This window comes from Cyclobacterium amurskyense (assembly GCF_001050135.1).
Classification (GTDB): domain Bacteria; phylum Bacteroidota; class Bacteroidia; order Cytophagales; family Cyclobacteriaceae; genus Cyclobacterium; species Cyclobacterium amurskyense.
Genome location: NZ_CP012040.1, coordinates 1,645,731 through 1,668,352, shown reverse-complemented (window position 1 = coordinate 1,668,352; position 22,622 = coordinate 1,645,731). Strand labels below are relative to the sequence as shown.

The window sequence follows — 22,622 nt, the reverse complement described above, 5'->3', positions numbered from 1 at the left end:
ATTTAATATATGGCTACGCCAAAATTCTCCAGACCTAAAATAACATTTCACCAGGATTTAAAATCCAGAGTGGCAGAATATTTTAAAGCACACAATCTAGCACGTTCAGGAAATTCCGAATTATTCGTAAAAGCGGGTATCATGGTCGTTGGATTTGTATTGTTGTACATTCACCTGGTCTTTTTTACACCGCACTGGATTTTAGGACTCGTAGAATGTTTGGTTTTGGGTGCATTGACAGCATTTATTGGTTTTAATGTAATGCATGATGGGGCACATGGGAGTTTTAGTGACCGACCTTGGGTCAATTCTCTGGCCGGAATGTCAATAAATTTTCTAGGAGCGAATGTTTTCATGTGGAAGACAAAGCACAATGTTGTGCACCACTCATTTACAAACGTAGATGGTGTAGATGATGACTTGAATGCCAGGCCATTTTTACGCCTTTCTCCAAGTCAAAAGAAATTTAAAATACACCAGTTTCAACACTATTATTTTATCTTCACCTATTCTTTATTGTACCTCTATTGGGTATTTTTCACAGATTACAAAAAGTACGTTACCGGAAAAGTAGGAATAGTGCCTATTCAAAAAATGAAAATGTCTGATCATATCAGCTTTTGGGCTTTTAAGGCACTTCATTTGGTGCTTTTTGTTGCCATTCCGGTTTATATGGTTGGATGGGGCCCATGGTTAGTAGGTTTTCTTGTATATGGCCTATTCGCAGGGCTAGTGCTGACACTTGTTTTCCAACTGGCACATAGCTTGGAAGAAACGGCATTCCCTGTTCCTGAGCCTGTGTCCAATTGCCTTGAAGACGAATGGATGATTCACCAAATCAGAACAACTGCAAATTTTGCCACTGGATACAAGTTACTTACCTGGTTTTTGGGTGGGTTAAATTTCCAGATAGAGCATCATTTGTTTCCTAAAGTATCACATATCCATTACCCGGCTATAAGTAAAATCATTAAGCAAACCTGCAAGGATTATAACATTCCATACCTTGAGCATCAAAAATTAAGATGGGCCTTTAGGTCTCATTTTAGACATTTGAAGGGCTTGGGAACGGCCTGATCTAAAGGTCGTGATTTGTCATTTTAAATAATACCAGCTACATTTGTGGCAAGATCATTAGGGGTGCCTTAATATAACGGGCTGAGATCATACCCATATCACCTGATCCGGATAATGCCGGCGCAGGGAAATGAAAAATAGCTAATCGTACGTAATGCTATTGGGTAAACAACTAAAGGAGATTTGTCCCCTCATTTCTGCTATGTTTAACCAGAATAAAATATCAACATGAATCGTATTTGTTTTACAGCAATATTTTTATTGCTGTGCCAATTGTCTATTGCCCAAACCAGTATACAGGGAATAATCACCGATGCTGAAACTTCCTTGCCTCTTCCTGGAGCTACTGTGTACCTGGAAAACACCCAGAAAGGTACTGTAAGTGACCAAGATGGAGCTTTTCAGATTAATGACATCAAGCAAAAAGTGGCAAACCTACGCATAACCTTTGTAGGCTTTTCCTCCAAAACCGTAAGTGTAGCCCTTCCTCAGCAAGGAGATTTATTAATCGCCCTGAACCCAACCACCCTAACCGCTGAAGAATTTATTGTTTCAGGAACAAGGGCCTCTGAGACTACGCCCACTACCTTTCAGGTCATCAGTAAGGAAACACTTGGGAAGGACAACCTTGGGCAGGATCTGCCACTATTGTTAAATTATACCCCTTCCATTGTTACTCACTCAGATGCCGGAACGGGCGTTGGTTATACCGGTTTGAGAATCAGAGGAACAGACCAAACCAGGATCAACGTCACTGTTAATGGAATTCCATTAAATGATGCAGAATCTCATGGCGTGTTTTGGGTAAATATGCCAGATTTTGCCTCTTCAGTGGACAATATCCAAATCCAACGTGGTGTGGGTACTTCTACCAATGGGGCTGCTACTTTTGGTGCCAGCCTTAATATTCAGACCGATACCAAAAAGGAAGAAGCCTATGCAGAAACCGACAATTCCTATGGTTCTTTCAATACCCGAAAACATACCATTAAAGCCGGTACTGGCTTGATCAATGACAAATGGGCTGTAGATGCCCGTCTTTCTCAAGTTACTTCTGATGGATACATTGACAGGGCTTTTTCTGACCTTAAATCTTACTTTGTTTCCGGAGGCTATTATGGAGACAAGCATGTGTTTAAGGTGAATATCTTTGCAGGAGCCGAACAAACCTATCAGGCTTGGAATGGAGTACCGGAAAGCCTACTTAAAAGCAACAGGACATTCAATGGTTATACCTATGAGAATGAAACTGACAATTACCAACAAAACCATTATCAGTTTATCTATGCAGGAACACTGACGGATAATTTGAAAGCGAATTTTGCATTGCATTATACTGCTGGACAGGGTTATTATGAACAGTTTAAGGAAGACGATGATCTGGAAGATTACGGTTTTGCCCCAATTGAAATAGGCAGTGAGGTAATAAACAGTACAGACATTATTCGCAGAAGATGGTTGGACAATGACTTTTATGGTTCAGTTTTTTCTCTGAATTACGTTTCAACCAATGGTAAATTGGACGCTATATTGGGAGGTGGAGCCAATCGATATGATGGAGACCATTTTGGTGAAGTCATCTGGATGGGCGTTACTGGAAATACCAATATTAGAGACAAATATTACAACAATGTAGCTGTCAAAGACGATCGGAATATTTACCTCAAGGCGACCTATGAGGTTAAGGAAAGACTTTATTTGTTTGCTGACATGCAGGTAAGAGGAATCGACTATTCTTTTGATGGGAAAAATAACGACCAAAGGGATGTTAGTGGAAACCAGTCCTATACCTTTTTCAATCCTAAGTTTGGTGTGTCTTACGAAACAGGAACGGGTCAAACCCTTTATGCTTCCTACGCAGTGGCCAATAGAGAGCCTGTAAGAAGTGATTTTACTGACTCTCCATTATCTGAAATTCCAAGACCAGAGAAACTTAAAAATGTAGAGGCTGGAATCAGGGTGAAAAAATCCAACTTCCAGTACAATGCCAATTTTTACTATATGGGATATAAAGATCAGTTGGTGCTGACCGGACAATTGAATGATGTGGGTGCTTATGTTCGGGAAAATGTCGCCAGTAGCTATAGGGCGGGTATAGAACTTGATGGTGCAATAGTGCTAACACCTAAATGGACGCTAGGTGGTAACATTGCTTTTAGTCAAAATAAGATTGATTCCTATACTGAGTACAGTGATGTGTATGACGAGAACTGGGATTTTACAGGGCAGGAAAGCATCACTTATACCAATACCGACATTGCTTTCTCTCCAGATGTTGTAGGAAGTGCTATTATTGATTTCAGGCCGTTGAAGAATCTTGAAGTAAGTTTACTTAATAAATATGTAGGCCAGCAGTTCCTTGACAATGCACAGCAAAAGGGAAGAAGCCTGGATGCTTATTGGACTTCTGACTTGAGATTTGTGTATTCTTGGAATCCAGGTTTTGTGAAAGAAATGGTTTTTTCAGGTAAAGTTAATAATTTATTCAACAACCTTTATGAGCCAAATGGTTATACCTTTGGTTATTTCGTTCCTTCCAGTGAAGGACAGGGCATGGAACGTATAGCAGAAAACTATTATTACCCAATGGCAGGAACCAGCTTTATGGCTGGTGTAGCTATCCGTTTTTGATATTTTGGGTTTAAAAAATAGGAATAACCTTTAATATTCAGTTTTTATAGAAAATGCTCCTTGGCTTAAGCTTGGGAGCATTTTTACTTTATGGGTTGTCCATGGGTTTGAAGAATGAGTTTTTTCGCCAGGTAAGGAGATTTTTTGATCACATTCACAGCAAGGTTTGAAACAAAAGGAGCGCCGAAAAGCTTTTGTACTGCTCTTCCCGTTCTCAGGCGACTGGAAAAATACTGGTTCCAGGCTTTGGCGTATGCTTTTTGAATCATTGCCAATTTCTTGTGCTTGAGAATGGCATCAGCTGCAAGCTTCCCCGTATGAATTGCGATGGCCATACCATTGCCGCACAAAGGTGTAATCATCCCGGCAGCATCTCCAATCATAAGTAACTGATTTTCCACCGGAGACTTGGTTGCGAAACTGATTTCATTGATTACCTCAGGCTTTTCCCAAAGGAATTCTGCCCGACTATATATTTCTTTGATATGAGGGTTTTTAAACAAATATTGTTCCTCCATGCTTTGAATATTCCCAGCGGCCTTTAATTGCTCTCTACTTCCCAGGTAGCAAAGATTAAACGCCCCATTTTCAATTTTATTGATGCCAAGATAGCCACCATTGTAATTGTGTAATGCCACCATGTTTTCCTCATGCGCTATATTAATATGGTATTTAATACCTACATAAGGGCTTCTTTGATTGAGGAAGCCACGGTCAAGGTACTTGTCTATTCGGGATCTTTTACCGTAGGCTGCCAGGACAATAGGAGCAGTCAGAAGATCACCTTCATTGGTATTTACCTCAAATACATTTTGGGCTGCTTTGAAACCGATGGTGGATGCCTGGGTTTTTAAAAGAAATTTAACCCCTACATTAAGGCATTTTTTGTATAAAAAGTAATCCAGGTTGTAACGACTTATTCCAAATCCACCTAAGTCCAGGGGGATTTCTGCCAGCGCCCCATTTACGGCACTTAGCCTGAAGGTATTGATTTCAGCAGGTTCAAAAGAAGAAGGGAATAAATCTTCCTGTATTAGAAAATCCCTGACTTCATTGGAAACGTACTCCCCACAAACTCTGTGAAAAGGGTACTCTTTTTTTTCAATAACAAGAACGCTTTTGCCTTCTTTTGCTAAGAGGTAAGCGGCAATAAGTCCCGAAAGCCCTCCTCCAATAATTGTGATTTGATTTTCATCCATGTTTTTTATTAACAACTTGATGCCTGATAGGTTTGCTCCTGTTTGATTTAGGTGTTGGGTTTTGCCAAGTTTACAAATTAAAATTTTAATTTTAGCTTTCTATTATTCCTAACTTAATTAATTGAACTCAAATGTTAAAGTCAAAAGCAAGCATTTTGATTTTGCTGTTAGTAAGTTTTGGCCTGAATCTAATTTCTCCAGATTTGGCAGAGGCACAGCGAAGGAAGAAAAAAAAGGATGAGCAAGAAACCAAAGAACCGGAAAAAAAACCGGCGAAGAGCAAAGATGGTTTGAAATCCTATAAAGAGATTATTAAAGACAGCACCGAAACAAAAGTTGGTCTGTTTACAGTCCACAAGGTGGATGAAAAATACTACTACGAAATCCCAGAAGAAACGCTGGGTAAGGAAATGCTTATGGTCACTACCATTGCCAAAACAGCCAATGGAATAGGCTATGGCGGAGAGCGCACCAATACGCAGATGCTTAAATGGGAAAAGAAAGACAAAAACATTTTGTTGAAAGTAGTCTCTTATGCCAATACAGCTGCAGATTCCCTTCCCATTTATCAGGCGGTTAAAAATTCAAACTTGGAACCAATTCTTTATAGGTTTGATGTTGAAGCCAAAGGCAAAGACGGAAAAGGCTGGTTGATTGAGGTGTCGGATCTCTTTTCAAAGGATGTGCAGGCATTGGGCTTACAACAAAGCAGACGAAAAGGATACAAGGTAACGCGTTTGGATACAGATAGGTCTTATATAGAGCGTATAAGTCCTTATCCTACTAATATTGAAGCGAGGTATGTGCTCACTTATGCCGCCTCTGCACCTCCATCTAACACTTCAACTGGACTTATCACAGTGGAGATGAACAGTAGCATGGTCTTGCTTCCTGAGGTTCCAATGAAACAAAGATTAGCTGACCAAAGGGTGGGTTGGTTCAATACCCGTGTTACTGACTATGGACTGGATGCCCATAAGGCAAGTAGAAGAATTTACCTTGATAGGTGGAGATTGGAAGTGAAGGAGGAGGATATTGAGAAATTCAAAGCGGGAGAACTGGTTGAGCCCAAAAAACAAATCGTTTATTATATAGATCCTGCCACACCTACAAAGTGGGTGCCTTATCTCAAAGCCGGGGTGGAGGATTGGAATGCAGCTTTTGAAGAAGCGGGATTTAAGAATGCCATCACGGCCAAAGAAGCCCCAAGCCCCGAAGAGGATCCTGATTGGAATCCTGAAGATGCCAGGTATTCTGTCATTAGGTATTTTGCTTCCAATATTCAGAATGCTTACGGGCCACATGTTTCTGATCCAAGATCTGGTGAAATTATAGAATCGGACATAGGTTGGTACCACAATGTGATGAACCTTTTGCGCAATTGGTTTTTTGTACAAACTGCAGCCATCAACCCGGATTCAAGGGGTATGCAGTTTGACGATGAAGTTATGGGCAGGTTGATCCGTTTTGTGTCGTCCCATGAAGTGGGGCATACACTTGGTTTACCGCATAACTTTGCTTCTTCTTTTGCCTATCCTGTAGATTCATTGCGGTCAGCTACTTTTACAGCGAAATATGGTACAGCTCCATCTTTGATGGATTATGCCCGTTTTAATTATGTCGCCCAGCCCGAAGACAAGGGAGTGCACTTATTTCCAGAAGTCGGGCCCTATGATAAATTCGCCATTTCCTGGGGATACAAGCCAATACTGGAAGCCGAAACACCGGAAGATGAGCAGGAAATCCTGGACCAATGGATTGTAGAAAAGAATGGAGACCCAATCTATCGCTATGGCAGACAGGGAAATTCTTATGACCCCAGTACCCAAAGTGAAGATTTAGGTGATGATGCTGTGAAGGCTTCTACTTATGGAATTCAAAATCTAAAACGCATTGTTCCGAACCTAATCGAATGGACAGGTGAATTGGACAAGCCCTTTAAAAATTACGATGACTTGGAAGAGCTTTACGGACAAGTCTTGACCCAATACAATCGTTACATGGGACATGTGAGGACGAATATTGGTGGGGTTTATGAGATTTATAAGGCCATTGGTCAGGAGGAAGCTGTTTATACGCATGTAGACAAGGCCAAGCAAAAGGAAGCCATGGATTTTATCCAAAAAGAGCTTTTTACGACCCAGGATTGGCTTACGGATGATGCCATTACTAGTAGGATCCAGGATTTTGGAATACTGGACAGAATTAGAAAATTGCAAGTAGGTACATTGAACGCTATACTTGATTGGGGAAGATTGGGACGAGTAATTGAAAATGAAGCCTTAAATGGTTCCGAAGCCTATGGTTTATTGGAATTGATGACTGACTTAAGAAAGGGGATTTGGGAAGAACTAAGTTTTCGCAAAGCCATCGATATAAACAGAAGAAGCCTTCAAAGGGCTCATATTGAAAAGCTTGAAGAACTAATGACTAAGGATGCTAGTGGAAGGTCAGCTTCTTCACTAAATGCCTCTCAGTCAGATATACCTTCTGTGGCAAGGGCATCATTAAAAGTGATTCAAGCTGAAATTAAACGTGCTATACCAGGTACCTCAGACAGTATGAGCAAAATTCATCTGGAAGACTGTCTAGAAAGGATTAATGTAATATTAAATCCTTCCTGAGCAGGATATTATAAAAAGTAAAATGAAACCCATGGGCAAATGCCTATGGGTTTTTTTATGGTCCATTATTGGACTTTTTTTGTGGTGGTTTTGGCTTATTTATTCCAGATATCCCAGGCAGCCTCAGCTTGTAAGTGAAGCATTTCAATCCCATTTTTAGTTTTTGCACCCATATTTGCCGCAGCCGTCATCATGGCTGTTTCTGTGGGATTGTAAACCAGATCATAATACCAATTGCCTTTGTTTAATTCTGCAATAGGTAGGTCAGGCATGGCCGAAACATTGGGGAAAGTACCCAATGGGGTGCTGTTAATGATAAGTGGATATTTAGCCAGATAATCAGGGGATTTCTTTATTTCATCGTAACTGATGGTGTCCTTGGCTGATGGATCTGGGTTCCGAGATACCTTCAAAAAGGGGATTTCCAGGTCTTTAAGTGCTTGGCAAACCGCCTTCGAAGCACCGCCTGTACCTAGAATCAAGGCTTGAGGCCTTTCTTCACCCAGCCAATTGGTCAATGAGGTTTTGAACCCATAATAATCGGTGTTATAGCCCACCAGACCATTAGACGTAAGTTTGATACAGTTAACCGCACCGATAGCCTTGCAAGCAGGGTCTAGCTTGTCCAAATAGGGGATTACCTGTTCCTTGTAGGGTATGGTTACATTGATACCTATTAATTCTTCTTGAGAGGCAATTATTTCAGGTAAAGACTTGATGCTGTCGATTTCATACAGATCGTATTGGCAGTCTGAGGTTCCCTCTCGGGTGAATTTATCTGAGAAATACTTTTTCGAAAAGGAATGGGTAAGTGGGTAACCGATTAAGCCATATTTTTTCATTCTTTTCTAAAATTATATGCTACTCTTTCAAGTCCAACCACAAGAATAACCCCGATTAAGAATGCCAAAATGGCAACCAGAAAAGCAGGTTCCTGACCTGTCTCTGTAAGGTATACATGAGGTAAGATGTTCTCAGTTAAAAATGGTTTTTGATCTCCAGAACTTGACATTCTGTAACTGAGTATTTTTTTCCAGGGCCATATTTTGTTAATAGAGCCGATCATAAAGCCGGATAAAAAAGACAAAGTGATGGCATGGTAGTTTTTCAAGAACCATGATATTAGTCTGCTGAATAGTAGCAAACCTGTGATACAACCTAAGGCAAAAATTGCCAAAACAACAAAGTCTTTTTCATTGACAGCGTGAAGGATGTATTCGTATTTGCCAAGAATAAGCAACAAAAAGCTTCCAGATATTCCAGGGAGGATCATGGCGCATATGGCTATGGCTCCAGAAATAAAAGTAAACCAAATGTTATTCGGAGAGGAAATCATCGGTAGTTCTGTGATGAAATACGCAATGACCACTCCTATCGGAAACATCAAAATGGCAATAATGTTCCATCGCTTAATGTCCCTTAGGATTATGATCGCACTAATAAGTATTAAACCGCAGAAAAAAGACCACAATGGGATGGGATAGCTATCTATAAGAAAGGTAATGGCCTTTGAGAAAGCAAAAATACTGGTAAGGATTCCCAGGAATAAGGTCAGCAAAAAGCTTGCATTTACATGTTTCCAGAAAGCGACAATATCAAACTTTGCCAAGAGCTTAAGGGCATCAAGATCAAATGAATTGATGCTAGAAAGCAGTTCTTCATAAATCTTTGTTATCAGTGCAATGGACCCCCCTGAAACTCCAGGAACAATGTCGGCACTTCCCATACCCATGCCTTTTAAGAAAAGCAATACCTTCTCATTAAACTTATTCATTGGTTGGACTTTGTTTATAAAGAGGTGTAAAATTATTTATCCAAAAAGAAATCGAAAGTATCTCCTCTTAGGCCAAGTCTTAATGTTTCTAAAGGAATGATTTCATTGGGCGCGATATTCCCAAGGTTGACATTTGATCCAAGTAATTTGATAAACCAAACTTGTTGTTCTTTCTGTGGTGCTTCCCAAATGATTTTTTCTTCAGGAACCTGAGTTAAGATTTCTTCTACAAGACCTTGTCTTACTTCTCCGGAATCCCTAAAAAGTCCTACGGTGCCACCTTCTCTTGCTTCACCGATTACTTTCCAAGCACCTGCACTCAACTCTTTTTGCATCTGATCAATCCATTTATATGGAGGGATGATTTTTGCTGCGTCTTTAGATCCTACTTCTGAAAGAACTGTCACGTCTTTTGCAAGGGTGCGAATGTATTCGCATTTTACGTCATGGTCCAAAGTGATCGACCCATCGGAAACCTCCACGAAAGACAGTTGGTACTTGTCCAATAAACGCCTGTAATCGTCAAATTGATTTCTAATAATAAAGGCTTCAAATAGTGTCCCACCAAAGTAGACGGGTATCCCTGCAGAGCGATAAATGTCTATTTTTTCTTTAAGTTTGGATGTGACATAGGAAGTGGCCCAGCCAAATTTTACGATATCAACGTAATCTCCGTTAGATTCAATAAAGTCCTCCACTTCTCTTAGACTTAAACCCTTGTCCATTGCCATGGTGAATCCTGAATCTCTAGGCTTTTGTGTTCTGGACGGGATGCTTTTTAGAATGTAATTCATTCAATGTGATTTTGATAAAATAGATAAACAAGAATTTTTATTCTTTCAAACCCTCTCTATACTGTTTGATAATTTTGAAGATTGCTTTTTGTTGTTCCAGTTCTGGCATCAACTCATAAAGCAAGATGTGTTTTTCAAAGTCCAAAGTTAATGCATTTTCCAAAATTGAAAAGGCTTCTTTGTATTTACCTGTCTTAATCATGTATACTACCAATCGATAATACAAGGATGCTTCTTCAGGTAATTCCTCCAATCCTTCCATTATGACATCTTCAGCCTCTTCAAATCGGTTTTGGTCAAAATAGATCAAAGAAAGGTTGACGTAAGTTTCTAATATGCCGGGTTCCAGATTGATAGCTTCTTCATAGGCTTCGGAACTTGATTGAAGATTGCCTAATTCGTATTCCGCATCGGCAAGTCCTACCCAGTAGCTGGCATTTTCAGCGGTGAGTTTAATGGCCTTTTTAAAATAATGAATGGCCTCAAAATACTTCTTCTTTTTGACCATGCACATACCTAAGCCAAACCAAGCATCATCGTATTCTGAATCTAACTTTGCTGACTTTTTGAAATATTTGAAAGCCATGTCTATCTGATCCAGCTTTTCATAAGAGGCAGCCAGATAGCAACAGTTTTCGGCATTGCTTCCTTCGCAGTTTATGGTGTTTTGATAGGCTTCCAGCGCTTTTTCATACTGATTGGTGTTCATCAGTGCATTGCCCAGGTTAAAATAGGCAGAGGAAAAGGTGTCGTCTATCAAAAGGGCATAATCGTAAGCCTCAATGGCATCTTCGAAATTTCCCAGGCGATTGTGGACTACGCCCAGATTGTACCATGCATTGGCATTGTACGGGTCATGGTCAATAAATTCCTGGTAGAAGTCTAAAATCTCATCAAATGAGCCTTCCTCATCGGTCAACATGGCCAATTGGAACAAGGCGTCCTCATGATTGATTTTGAGTTTTACAGCTTCCTTCAAGCATTCAATGGCCTCTTTGTTTTTGTTTTCAATTCTGTAAAAATTACCTAAAAGGTAAAAAACCTCCGCTTTGTCTTCTGCCAAGGGCATGAAACTATTTAGCAACTGAATAGCGTCAGCATTTTGGTCAAGAATAGACATGGCATTGGCAAGTGTCAGTACGATATCCTCATTGTTTGGAGAGATATTGTTTAGGTTTTCAAGAATTTCCAAACCATCCTCTACTTCATCTAAGAAAATGAGTGATTGGGCCATCAATAGTTTGATTTCTATTGAAAATGGAAATTTTGATAGGGCCCATTCGCTTGTTTTTAATGCTTTTCTATATTTAAAATGGTCATGGTAATATCTAATGATGTCCTCTAGTTCTTCTTCTCCGAAGAACAAGTCCAAGTTAGCGCTAAGTGAGTTTTCAAACCTCTTAACCAACTCTTTCTCTTCATCTGGTTGATTATCAAAATCTCCTGTCATAGGTTTGATGTATATTTTAAACTTAAGATACCAAATATTTTCTTTTTGAAGGGCTATGCATTTATATGTTTAAGATAATTTAACGTCAAGCAGTTTTTTTAATTTTCTGACATCGCCCATTTAAATGTATCCTTCAAAGGTGTATAGGTAAAATTCGTTAATTCATTTACTTTAGTGTTGTCATAGCTGATTTTGGTTTGTGCATTTTGAATCGTTTGCCGCGAAATAGGAATTTTGTTTGCGGCAAAATAATTGTAAAACATAGACCAATTAACGACCAATTTGGCCATCCAGTTATTTAAAGGTTTTTTGGGAGCTGTTAGTTTGAATTCAGTAGACATTTCCTTAAAGAATTTCTCATATGGAACGGCTTCTTTGTTGATAATGTATCGGTTGCCCCAGGATTCTGAGGTGATTATGGAATGGATAAGCGAAACAGCATCTCTTATGTCAATGTAATTGATGTGTCCAGTTGGATAATAACTGTGGCCATCTAAAACATAGCGGTATATCTGACTGCTGCTTCTTTCATCTCCTACTTTAGCGAGGAGTACGGATGGATTGAAAACCATCACTTCAAGACCTTCCTGAGCACCTCTCCATACTTCAAGTTCTGCAAGATGCTTGGAAATTGCATAGGGAGTATTCATTGTGGAATTGACCCATTTTTGATTTTCATTGATGATAGGAATATTGTCCTTTCCAAGTGCCGCCACCGAACTTATAAAAACCAGGTTTTTGCAGTTGGTAGAAAGCATGGCATTGACCAGGCAAGCAGTTCCTTGCGCATTGGTTTTCAATAAGGCCTCCTTTTTGGATTCATCAAAGGAAACCATGCCGGCAGCATGGATAACCAGGTCCTGATCCTTGCAAGCCTCAATGAGTAATTCTACATCTGTGATTTCACCTTCATACCATTGAACCTGAGTGGATAAGTCTCCGAGAAGTGCCGTGCTGCTACTTGGTCTTTTGAGACCTGATAGTTTTGCCTCACCAGCATAGCTTTTCGCTAGATAGCTTCCCAAAAGTCCGGTAATGCCGGTAATCAATATTTTTTTCACACGCAATAACGCTTACAGGTTGTTGTTATAAATTTTTATTCCACAAATCCAATTCCTGCAATTTGTCAAAGTATTTACTATGTGGCAACCTTTCCATGGCATCAAGGTATTTTTCGTTGTGACAATCAGTGCCTACTAATTTCACTAAACCCTTGTCAATCAATTTTTCAGCAAATTTTTTGACTCCTTTGGAATAATAACCAGTCAGAGAAAGCAAGTTAAGCTGAAAAGGAATGTTCCTATCCACCAAAGATTCCAAGGTGTCGGATTCTTGGTGCAAGTACATGTACCTTTCTGGATGTGCAAATATAGGCTGATAACCTAACATTTCCATTTTGAAAAATGTTTCCAAAAGAATGGGAGGTTTGCTCATAAAACCAGTCTCTACAAGCACCATCTTGTTGCTGCCGAAATGAAGAAGTGGCTCTTTGTTTTCCACTTTTTCGTACAAAACTTCATCCAGGTAATATTCTGCAGCAGCTTCCAACTCAATGTCAATTCCAGCCTCTTTTACTGCCAATTTGAGTTTCTCTAAACCCGCATTGATGATCTCAGGTGTGTTTTTGAAAAACTCACTCATGATATGTGGCGTGATGATGAGCTTCTTGAAGCCATAGCCCGAAAGCCTGGTGATCAGCTCAATGGATTCTTCCATTTTTTGTGAACCATCATCTATGCCTGGAATCAAATGACTGTGCATGTCTGTTTCCACCCAACTAAGGTCAAGTGGCTTGTCATTTGATGAATTTTTAAATTTTCTGAATAGTTTAATGATAGACATTAAAGTCCTCCTTTGCTTATTTCTGTGAATTTTTCAATGTCAGGCCACAATTGGTCTTTATCAGAAAGTAGTGGTTCATCGACTCCCCAATCAATGTTTAACTGTTTATCATTCCAAATAATTCCACCTTCACTTTCTTTATTGTACAAGTTTGAACATTTGTAGGTGAATACGGCTGCTTCTAAAACTGCAAATCCATGGGCAAAACCAGTAGGTACATACAGCATGTTTTGAAGTTTTTCATCCAATACCACGGAATGAAATTTCCCATAAGTGGCTGACCCTTTCCTAAGGTCTACACAAACATCCAAAACCTTGCCACTAATAACCCTGACAAGTTTGGCTTGTGCATGAGCTCCAGTCTGAAAATGGAGGCCTCTTACAATTCCAGCTTCTGAATAGGATTGATTGTCTTGTACCCAGTTGGTGTTTAAACCTTTACTTTCAAATTTGTCCTGACGATAACTTTCCAAAAAATAACCCCTTGCATCTTTAAATACTTTTGGGTAGATTTCATATACATCTTTAATAGGCGTTTCCCTGATTTCCATACCTTTGGATTTATAATTTTAAAAAACGGTGTAAATTCGTAAATATCTTTTGAAGATATAAAATTTTAAAATGAATTTTTAAAGTTGGGAGTAAAAAGAAAATAAAGTAAAGAGGGATCCTAGAGCAGAGTAATTTAATTTAATTGATAGTGAATCTATTGCCGCCAGAATGCGTTATGATTTACTGAATTAAAAAAAGATAGAATTATACTTTCTGAATGAGTAAACACAGTAGAAAATTAGCAAAATTAGTAGATACCTCTCCAAAGGAAGAGACCGCTATTTTGGTGGCACTTATCCATCAGAATGAAACTGAGGCCTTGGTTCATGAACATTTGGATGAGTTGGCCTTTCTGACAGAAACCTTGGGGGCAAAAGCCATTCATCGGTTTACCCAGAGAATGGATAAACCTGATACCCGGTCTTTTGTAGGCTCTGGTAAACTTGAGGATATTAAAGCTTATATCGAATATTTCGCGGTGGATATGGTCATCTTTGATGAGGACCTGAGCCCCTCTCAGGTAAAGGTGCTGGAGAATGAATTGAAGATCAAAATTTACGATAGATCCATGTTGATTTTGGATATCTTCTTAAGCAGGGCACAAACCGCTCAAGCCAAAACCCAAGTGGAATTGGCTCGATTTCAATACCTACTCCCTAGGCTTACCCGAATGTGGACCCACCTTGAGCGTCAAAGAGGAGGGACCGCAACCCGTGGTGGTGCTGGTGAAAAAGAAATAGAAACGGATAAGCGAGATATCCGCAGAAAAATTGATATCCTAAGAGAGAAGCTTAAGAAAATTGAGAAGCAAGGACAGACGCAGAGAAAAAGTAGAGGAGGCATTGTGAGGGTAGCATTGGTAGGATATACCAATGTGGGGAAAAGTACTTTGATGAACCTATTGACTAAAGAAAATATTCTAGCAGAAAACAAACTCTTTGCAACGGTAGATTCTACTGTGAGAAAAGTAGTGCTGGAGAATATTCCTTTCTTGATTTCTGATACAGTAGGTTTTATTAGGAAATTACCTACTCACCTTATTGAGTCCTTTAAATCTACCCTCTCTGAAATAGAAGAAGCAGATCTTTTGGTTCATGTGGTGGATATTTCTCATCCCAGTTTTGAAGATCAGATAGCTGTTGTCAATCAAACCCTGAGTGAATTGGGTGCAGGTGATAAGCCAATGATAATGGTTTTCAACAAAATTGACATCGCTCCTAAAATGCCTTCAGAGGAAGTACTGATGGAAATGTCGGAATTTGAAGTGGAGCAGGCCAATTTTATTGATTTTGATAAATTGGAAGCGAGTTATGCGAAGAAATCGGCCATCAAGCCGGTATTTATGGCCGCCGAAAACGCAACCAATATTGAAGGGTTTAGAACAAGCATTACAGCAGAAGTAAAGAAGATTCATAAGAAAATGTATCCTCACTACCTTGCTGATGAAGTGTTGGACATGTCACAATTTCCTGAAGAGGATTGAGTTATCATGATTGAATTGGGTTTTTAACCTTGTAAAAGGGTTAGAAGAATTTAAAGCCGGTAAGATTTTAATTATTGATTTAACACGGATTATGTAATAGAATGTCTATTGCATATTTCGGGTTTAATACATGCCCCTTGAGATCTGATGTTATTTTAATCGGAGTACATGGGGCATCTAAAGGCTTTTGAAGTTATTCCTTGCTTCAAAAGCCTTTTTTATGGTCTAAATTTTGATTAGAAGGAAAAGGTGCCTTCTAAGGGATTGAAGGATAGGCTTTTAATTGTTAGTGGCTTAATTTATTAAACATTCATTCTTTGAAGAAAATAATTGCTTGGGTAGGAAAGGTGTCGCTAGCCTTGTTTGTAGGCTCAATAGTATTGGTCGCTTTATTGAGCGTTTTTCCAGTTTATTTTACGCCTTTAATGGGGATTAGAACGGCGGAACAAGCTATTTTAAAAGACAAAAGCCTTGCTTTTAAGAAGGACTGGGAGCCTATTGAAAATATTTCTCCTCATTTGTACTTGGCGGTAGTCGCTGCTGAAGACCAGAAATTTTTGACACACAGTGGATTTGATTGGGAAGCCATAGAAAAGGCCTTTGAAGGTAACAAAACAGGAAAGCAGTTAAGAGGGGGAAGTACCATTTCCAATCAGGCAGCCAAGAATGTATTCTTATGGCCTGGAAGAAATTTTATTAGAAAGGGGATTGAAGCCTATTTCACTGTTTTAATTGAGTTTTTGTGGGGCAAAGAAAGGATTCTTGAAGTATACCTGAATGTGATAGAAATGGGAGATGGGATTTATGGTGCAGAGGCTGCCGCTCAATATTATTTCAAGAAACCAGCATCTAAATTAACCCGGCAGGAAGCGGCTTTAATTGCAGCTGTACTCCCCAACCCGATTAGGTGGAGGCCCGACAAGCCCACTGCTTATATCAAAAAAAGACAAGCTTGGATATTGAGGAATATGAGGAACCTGGGAGAAGTGAAATTTGAAGAGTAAGGTTTGGAATTATTTCCTTATGATACTTCTTAGGCGGCTAGTGAATCTAGGTCTGTCTTCCATTATGTTCAAGTCATCCTCCGAAATTCGTTTCACACTCTCAATGGTATAGAAGGCCTTTTCATGACTTTCTTTAAGTTTGCCGATAAAGCTTTTAAGCATTTCTCTTTTGATGACAGTAAACATCAATATTACTTTTCCATATCGTCCTTCCGCTCCCACAGAGGTAAATCTGTACCCTTTTTCTTTCATGTACTCTACAAGCTCTGGCAAAGGTTCTGGAGTGATTACTCTCACAAGTACTCTGCCTAGTGCGAGCCTTTCCTCTATGACCATGCCAACATAGGTGCCTGTTGCAAAACCACCTGCATAAGCCACGTAGGACATGGGGTTACTGATGTTTTGGAAGATTTGTCCTATAGCCAATAACCATATAAGGGCTTCAAAAAAGCCTAAAATAGGAGCTACGGTCTTTTTGCCATTAAGCACAAACATAATCCTCAGCGTGTTGATGGAAACATCCACTACCCTGGCAAAGAAGATCAATAGAGGCATCACCAGATAATCAAAAACAGGTGTGGAAATACCAATGGATTCAAAAAATTCTTGCATGAGAATACTGAAAGGTTAGAGCAGGCAAAAGTAAGTAAAGTAAACTGATTTTTATAATTATTTTACAATAGTTGTAATAAGTTCATTTATAGGGTTTTATTAATGTTAATTGTTAGGTCAGCAATAGGGGGTGGACCATTTGGCCTTTAATGCATTCCCTTCAAAAGCAGGAAATCTGTTGGCTAATAACTGAAATTATTTAAACCTTTTTTTTGCCCCTAGTTAGATGAAGACAAAGGGTGCATATCAATGCCCTTTGACCAACTGATCTTTGGACTAAAAGAGGAATAATAAAGTGCGAGATCTTGGTTAAATTGTTTTGTCCTTTCCCGCAAAATATCCGAAATAGGTAAACATACAGGAGGCCAATACCATCAAGTAGATCAACATGTCCCAGTTGTGCCAAATATCAAAGGCCATACCAAATAACATAGGACCAAAAGCTGCCAAGAAATAACCTGCAGACTGTGCCATACCGGATAAGGCTGAGGTGTAATTATCCCCTTTTGTTCTAAGGGTAATCAGAGTATAAGCCAGACTGATACTAGCCCCCATTCCCAATCCTACCAGTCCAATGCTTAATATATTTAGCCATAGAATAGGGATAAATAAACTGGCAAAACCTACAATATATAAAATGCCTATGGACATATTGAAGGTGGATTGTTGTTGGTACCTGACAGCGATGAATGGGGCAACAAATGTACCTGTCAATCCTACAACTTGCATCAAAGAAGCCGTCAATCCAGCTTCTACTGGAGACAAGCCTCTTTCTATCATCATATCCGGAAGCCAGGTCACCAGGGTGAAAAACAGGAAGGATTGGATGCCCATAAACATTGTTACTTGCCATGCCAGTCTTGATTTCCACACGGATTTACTGGTTTTTTCAGGCTTTACCTTTGGTTTAGGGCTTAATTTAAGTTGTGGCCACCAAGCGATAAGGGCGACAAAAAGCAAAGAGCTCCAAAATAGCAGTGACCCTCTCCAGCCCCAGCCAAGGTCAATGGCCAAGGGGACGCTTAATGCAGTGGCGACGGCTGCCATCAAAGACATACCAGTGCTGTACATTCCCGTAACAGCTCCAGTTTTCTTAGGCATTCTTGCCTTTACCAAAGGAATAAGCAAAACATTGCAGATAACTATACCTATGCCAGTAAGTGCGGTGCCTACAAAAAGGGCTAGAGGGCCAGCGGAAACTCTAATAAGCGAACCGATGCCTAAGACAAGAAGCCCGAGAAAAATGGCCTTGGCCTTGCCAAAATAGTCTCCAATGGCTGCGGAAAATAGAGAGAAAACAGCAAAACTAAGCAATGGTAGCGTTGTAAGAAATCCCGCAAGGCCATGTGAAAGAGACATTTCCTCCCGGATAAAAGGAATAAGTGGACCAACGGCAGTAATGGATGGCCTTAGATTAAAGGACACCAATAAAATACCCAATACAAGCCAATGATTACTTGTTTTGTCCTTTAAACTGCTTATGGTACTGCTAAAAGTCATGAAAGGTCAACCCATCTTGGAGTATATAAGGTTCCGTAAAAGGAGAAAAGGATTCTAATTTCATTAATTTTCATTTTTTGAAGGGATTTCATCCGAAATTATAAAGGCTATTGGGTGATTTGGCTTACTTCTTTGCAAAGGCTTTAGTATTAAATTCATGCTAGTTTTAAATAGTCTCGCAATCAGGCTTGGTTCTTTAATGAATCATTACATTTCTGATTGAATTTGAAATCCTATTTTAGATTTTATTCGTAGACAATTCAAATTAAAACCACCATTTCTTAATAGTCTAAAGATGAATACAAAGAAAGTATTGGTAGCAGGGGCAACTGGATATTTGGGTCAGTACTTGGTAAAGGAACTTAAAAAAAGAGGTTATTGGGTGAGGGCGCTCATTAGAAATGAACAGCAAAAAGATAAGTTTGAATCTGTAGATGATTTTTTTATTGGTGAGGTTACTGATCCGAAAAGTCTGAAAGGAATAGCCAAAGGAATAGATTGGGTTTTTTCTACCATTGGGATCACCCGGCAGAAGGATGGTTTGACCTATATGGATGTTGATTACCAAGGCAATTCCAATTTATTGAAGGAGGCCTTACATGATGGAGTAGCATCATTTCAATACATCTCAGCTATCAATGGGGATAAACTAAAACATTTAAAGATTTTTGAAGCCAAGGAAAAATTTGTAGAGGAACTAAAAGATGCAAACATTACCTACTGTGTGCTTCGGCCAAATGGATTTTTTTCAGACATGAAAGATTTTTTACAAATGGCCAAAGGCGGCAGGGTATATTTATTTGGTGATGGCAATTTCAAACTGAATCCCATTGATGGAGAGGATTTGGCAAAAGTGTGCGTTGATAAAATGATTTCCGGAGAAAAGGAGGCCACTGTTGGAGGACAAGATATTTTAAGCCAAAATGAGTTGGCTGCACTTGCTTTAAAAGCCTGGGGTAAACCTATAAAAATCCTTCACCTGCCCGATTGGACAAGACGTTTGACAATTGGTGCTTTGCGGACTTTTACTTCTTCAAAAACCTATGGGCCGATTGAATTTTTCTTAACAGCTATGGCGGAGGACAATATCGCCACCCAGTATGGAACAAAGCGGCTTGAAGATTTTTTTAACCAAGAAGTGGACCGAATGAAAAAGGAGTAAAACCTAGCTGATCCCTGTGCAGAGTCGAAGGGAAGGGATTCTATTCGAAACCGATTGATTTTTCGGTTGGTTTTATTATTTAATGATGCAGAAAATTTAAAAGAGAATGATATTCCAAGCATTTATTTAAGCCCTAAAACATGAAAACTTTAGTAGTAGGTGGCAGCGGAGCAACAGGTAGAAAACTGGTCGAACAACTTTTGGCATTAGGTCAGGAGGTTAAGGTGATCCTAAGGTCCACTGGGAATATTCCAGAACACTGGAAAAACAAGGGTAATTGTTCTCTTGTCATTGCCAATATCAATGAGATTGGGGTGGAGGAGATGGCTGGATACATTAAGGATTGTCAGGCAGTAGTCTCTTGCTTGGGTCACAATATGTCTATGAGTGGGCTATTTGGCAAGCCTAGAAAATTAGTAAGGGATGCTGTTCAGTTGCTATGTGATTCCATTGAAAGAAACGGTGCGGATAATCCTATCAAACTTGTCTTGATGAATACTGCTGGTAACAGGAATAAGGATTTGGTTGAAGCCCTTACGTTTAAGGAAAGGATAGTCATTGGCTTAATTCGAAAATTGCTGCCGCCTCATTCAGACAACGAAGAGGCAGCAGAGTATTTAAGGGTAAATATTGGACAAAACAACCCTCTAATAAAATGGGTCGTCCTCCGTCCGGATTCTTTGATTAATGAAGAGAAGGTCACTGTTTACAAACTATATACATCACCTATCAGAAGTGCTATTTTTAATCCAGGAAAAACCAGTCGCGTAAATGTAGGGCATGCGATGGCTCAACTGATTGTAGATGATGAGCTTTGGGCATCTTGGAAAGGTAAAATGCCAGTAATTTACAATGAAGGATCTAGGTAATTGTAGCAGGAGGAATGGTTTGTAACTGTTTATTCCTTTTCAAGTAAAGCGTCAATATGCTTGATCATGTCTTCCAATTCGGGTCTATAGGTTTTTTGTATAAAGTTGTCATTTTCTTTTTTATACTTTTCGTACATACCTGATCCCTGGCTTTTAGAATGCGTTATATTGGCAATTCGATCGCATAATTTTATGAAAACAGCATTTGGGGTTTTATGCATTTCCTGGTAGTATTTGTCATTTGCTCTTTCGCTTCTGCTTTTCCCTTTTTCATTGGTTAGGGCAAATGCCAACTCCGCAATGGTTTCATTAGTGTTCTGTAAAACATCGTTGTAGGTTTCTCTGGCATCTTCTATAATGTCATGAACCCAACAGCCGCAATAAACATTCTCTTGATCCTCTTCTGCTATCAGATAGATAAACTTTTGAGCAACAGTAAATACCATTTCTAAGTGGTAAGCATAATCGCTGTCTCCATATTTATGGTTGACTTTCTGATGCGAACAAATAGCGTATTCGGTGGTTTTTTGTAACATGTTATCTGAAATTTATAATAAAGCCATTTGGGTTCAGCTTTGCAGTGAATAGGCTGTTTTCTTGACTATTTCTGATTGCAATGAGCTAATAATGAACTAAGAGATGATAAATTGATTAAGGATGGTGAGTTTTGAGTGAAAAGACTTCAATTTGGTGGGGTATTAAGATTAGGGTTTTTAGCTTGATTTCTATATTGCTATTTCCAGTATAAAAGTGAGTTGATTTTTGATATAAACCAAAGTCCAGATAGCGTAATTTATTGAATGCCTTCTAATTCAAGAGGATTTTATTTAATTGAGTATCTTTTGTAAATTTAATGTTTGGGTTGCGATAGTTACTTATTGTAGTTCAAGACTTAGATTTTAACCTAACTCAATCGCTGGTATGAAATACGCTTCCTTTCTGTTTTTAATGACAATAGCCCTTTCAATACCAGTGTTCGGTCAGTATAAAACGAATTATCCGGACATCTCAAGAATCGATGTGCACAGCCATGTGGCCAATGACCTAGATGGCATTGCAAATTACCTTGTTCTTGGAGATAAATTGCGGGAACGCAATGGCATTGATTTAGCACTTTGGATTAACCTTGGCAATGGACGGCAGTCAATAGAAGATATTGAAGAAGTAAAAACAGCAAGTGAAGGGAGAATGCTTTGTGGAATTGCTGATTATAAAGCCCATGATGGATTAAGTTATGCGCCGGAATCTTTAGAGGGCCTTAAAAAACAAGGTTTTGTGGGCTATAAAATTTGGTCAGGCCCTTGGTACCGAACACTAGAAAAGAAGGAAGATGGCTTTCCTTATATTGACGACCCATCCCATGAAGCGACCTTTGCCGAAATGGAAAGAATAGGGTTTTTGGGTGCTTCAGTCCATGTGGCAGATCCAAATGGTCCTTTCGGTGAAAGGACAGCATGGCTGGCCGACCCCATAGAATATTGGACCCAGATCAATGCCTGGAGAAATGTACTAGAAAAACATCCCAATTTGATTGTGGTGGCTGCCCATGGCAACTGGCTTTTGTGTCAGGATGCGCAGATAGATTATTTGCGGAACATGCTGGCAACTTTCCCCAATTTGAATATTGATTTGGCTGCTACTTTTCAATATTACCACTTGGTCAATAGAGACAATCTGCGATCTTTTATGATTGAGTGGGCCGATAGGATTGTATTTGGTACAGACGTCGGGAAGGTAGAAAGCAAGGAAGAGGCAGGTATTAGGGCGGAGCAATATGTAAAAGCCTTTAGAATATTGGAGACAGGAGATATGGTAAAAGGAGGCTTTTTTGGAGGGCCTGAAACCCAGGGCCTGGAATTGCCTAGAGAGGTTTTGGAGAAAATCTATTATAAAAATGCCATGCGGTTATATCCTCATGTAAAGGAAAGCCTCGCCGACCTTGGGTATAAGGTGACGAAATAATGCCTGTAGTTTTCCTTTGCTGAATATGGTGTTATTAATAGTTTAACCCGAATTACACAATTGGTTATCACCTATTTAAACCAGCAA

19 protein-coding genes and 1 riboswitch are annotated in these 22,622 nt (G+C 39.4%); of the genes, 8 read left to right on the top strand and 11 right to left on the bottom strand.

Annotation, left to right across the window (positions count from 1 at the left end; translation table 11 throughout):
* The first annotated feature begins 9 nt into the window (after positions 1 to 9).
* Positions 10 to 1,077 (top strand): fatty acid desaturase family protein, encoded by a 1,068-nt coding sequence (locus CA2015_RS06710; RefSeq protein WP_048641216.1) that lies wholly within the window; start codon positions 10 to 12, stop codon positions 1,075 to 1,077.
* Between the two features lie 49 nt (positions 1,078 to 1,126).
* Positions 1,127 to 1,223: riboswitch (TPP riboswitch) on the top strand.
* Between the two features lie 82 nt (positions 1,224 to 1,305).
* Positions 1,306 to 3,708 carry a TonB-dependent receptor gene (locus CA2015_RS06705; protein ID WP_048641215.1) on the top strand — a complete coding sequence of 801 codons (2,403 nt, stop codon included), beginning with the start codon at positions 1,306 to 1,308 and terminating at the stop codon, positions 3,706 to 3,708.
* Positions 3,709 to 3,791: 83 nt separating this feature from the next.
* Here the strand turns inward: CA2015_RS06705 and CA2015_RS06700 are convergent, their stop codons facing one another.
* Positions 3,792 to 4,907: an NAD(P)/FAD-dependent oxidoreductase gene (locus tag CA2015_RS06700; RefSeq protein ID WP_048641214.1), complete on the bottom strand. Its 1,116-nt coding sequence runs from the start codon at positions 4,905 to 4,907 to the stop codon at positions 3,792 to 3,794.
* A gap of 131 nt (positions 4,908 to 5,038) precedes the next feature.
* Between CA2015_RS06700 and CA2015_RS06695 the strand changes: the two genes are divergently transcribed.
* Positions 5,039 to 7,531 (top strand): zinc-dependent metalloprotease, encoded by a 2,493-nt coding sequence (locus CA2015_RS06695; RefSeq protein WP_048641213.1) that lies wholly within the window; start codon positions 5,039 to 5,041, stop codon positions 7,529 to 7,531.
* Between the two features lie 95 nt (positions 7,532 to 7,626).
* On the opposite strand, the gene CA2015_RS06690 is transcribed toward CA2015_RS06695, so the two are convergent.
* The 7 genes from CA2015_RS06690 to rfbC form a co-directional block, all read right to left on the bottom strand.
* Positions 7,627 to 8,373: a shikimate dehydrogenase family protein gene (locus tag CA2015_RS06690; RefSeq protein WP_048641212.1), complete on the bottom strand. Its 747-nt coding sequence runs from the start codon at positions 8,371 to 8,373 to the stop codon at positions 7,627 to 7,629.
* The gene (locus tag CA2015_RS06685; protein ID WP_048641211.1) at positions 8,370 to 9,305 is read right to left on the bottom strand and encodes a DUF368 domain-containing protein; all 936 of its coding nucleotides are present in this window, start codon (positions 9,303 to 9,305) and stop codon (positions 8,370 to 8,372) included. Before CA2015_RS06685 ends, CA2015_RS06690 begins: the two co-directional genes overlap by 4 nt.
* Before the next feature lie 32 nt (positions 9,306 to 9,337).
* Positions 9,338 to 10,099: a phosphosulfolactate synthase gene (locus CA2015_RS06680; RefSeq protein WP_048641210.1), complete on the bottom strand. Its 762-nt coding sequence runs from the start codon at positions 10,097 to 10,099 to the stop codon at positions 9,338 to 9,340.
* Between the two features lie 37 nt (positions 10,100 to 10,136).
* The gene (locus tag CA2015_RS06675) at positions 10,137 to 11,549 is read right to left on the bottom strand and encodes a tetratricopeptide repeat protein (protein WP_048641209.1); all 1,413 of its coding nucleotides are present in this window, start codon (positions 11,547 to 11,549) and stop codon (positions 10,137 to 10,139) included.
* Positions 11,550 to 11,647: 98 nt separating this feature from the next.
* On the bottom strand, positions 11,648 to 12,610 hold the full coding sequence (locus tag CA2015_RS06670) for an NAD-dependent epimerase/dehydratase family protein (protein WP_048641208.1): 963 nt from the start codon (positions 12,608 to 12,610) through the stop codon (positions 11,648 to 11,650).
* Between the two features lie 25 nt (positions 12,611 to 12,635).
* Positions 12,636 to 13,391, bottom strand: coding sequence for a tyrosine-protein phosphatase (locus tag CA2015_RS06665; RefSeq protein WP_048641207.1), 756 nt, complete (start codon positions 13,389 to 13,391; stop codon positions 12,636 to 12,638).
* Positions 13,391 to 13,942: a dTDP-4-dehydrorhamnose 3,5-epimerase gene (rfbC, locus tag CA2015_RS06660; RefSeq protein ID WP_048641206.1), complete on the bottom strand. Its 552-nt coding sequence runs from the start codon at positions 13,940 to 13,942 to the stop codon at positions 13,391 to 13,393. The genes CA2015_RS06665 and rfbC overlap by 1 nt, the downstream gene beginning before the upstream one ends.
* Before the next feature lie 218 nt (positions 13,943 to 14,160).
* Between rfbC and hflX the strand changes: the two genes are divergently transcribed.
* Positions 14,161 to 15,426, top strand: coding sequence for a GTPase HflX (hflX, locus tag CA2015_RS06655; RefSeq protein ID WP_048641205.1), 1,266 nt, complete (start codon positions 14,161 to 14,163; stop codon positions 15,424 to 15,426).
* A 308-nt stretch (positions 15,427 to 15,734) separates the two neighbouring features.
* Positions 15,735 to 16,430, top strand: coding sequence for a monofunctional biosynthetic peptidoglycan transglycosylase (gene mtgA, locus CA2015_RS06650; protein ID WP_157470348.1), 696 nt, complete (start codon positions 15,735 to 15,737; stop codon positions 16,428 to 16,430).
* 9 nt (positions 16,431 to 16,439) lie between these two features.
* Here mtgA and CA2015_RS06645 read toward each other — a convergent pair whose 3' ends face one another.
* On the bottom strand, positions 16,440 to 17,042 hold the full coding sequence (locus CA2015_RS06645; RefSeq protein ID WP_048641203.1) for a DUF2179 domain-containing protein: 603 nt from the start codon (positions 17,040 to 17,042) through the stop codon (positions 16,440 to 16,442).
* 309 nt (positions 17,043 to 17,351) lie between these two features.
* Entirely contained in the window at positions 17,352 to 18,542 is a 1,191-nt protein-coding gene (locus CA2015_RS06640; protein WP_048641202.1) for a CynX/NimT family MFS transporter, read from the bottom strand.
* A gap of 295 nt (positions 18,543 to 18,837) precedes the next feature.
* Here CA2015_RS06640 and CA2015_RS06635 point away from each other — a divergent pair, with 295 nt between their 5' ends.
* Complete coding sequence (locus tag CA2015_RS06635) at positions 18,838 to 19,704, top strand: SDR family oxidoreductase (protein WP_048641201.1); 867 nt, start codon at positions 18,838 to 18,840, stop codon at positions 19,702 to 19,704.
* Between the two features lie 140 nt (positions 19,705 to 19,844).
* Positions 19,845 to 20,573, top strand: coding sequence for an NAD(P)-dependent oxidoreductase (locus CA2015_RS06630; RefSeq protein WP_048641200.1), 729 nt, complete (start codon positions 19,845 to 19,847; stop codon positions 20,571 to 20,573).
* A gap of 29 nt (positions 20,574 to 20,602) precedes the next feature.
* Here CA2015_RS06630 and CA2015_RS06625 read toward each other — a convergent pair whose 3' ends face one another.
* Entirely contained in the window at positions 20,603 to 21,109 is a 507-nt protein-coding gene (locus CA2015_RS06625) for a phosphohydrolase (RefSeq protein ID WP_048641199.1), read from the bottom strand.
* A gap of 385 nt (positions 21,110 to 21,494) precedes the next feature.
* Here CA2015_RS06625 and CA2015_RS06620 point away from each other — a divergent pair, with 385 nt between their 5' ends.
* Complete coding sequence (locus CA2015_RS06620) at positions 21,495 to 22,535, top strand: amidohydrolase family protein (RefSeq protein ID WP_048641198.1); 1,041 nt, start codon at positions 21,495 to 21,497, stop codon at positions 22,533 to 22,535.
* Positions 22,536 to 22,622: the final 87 nt, after the last annotated feature.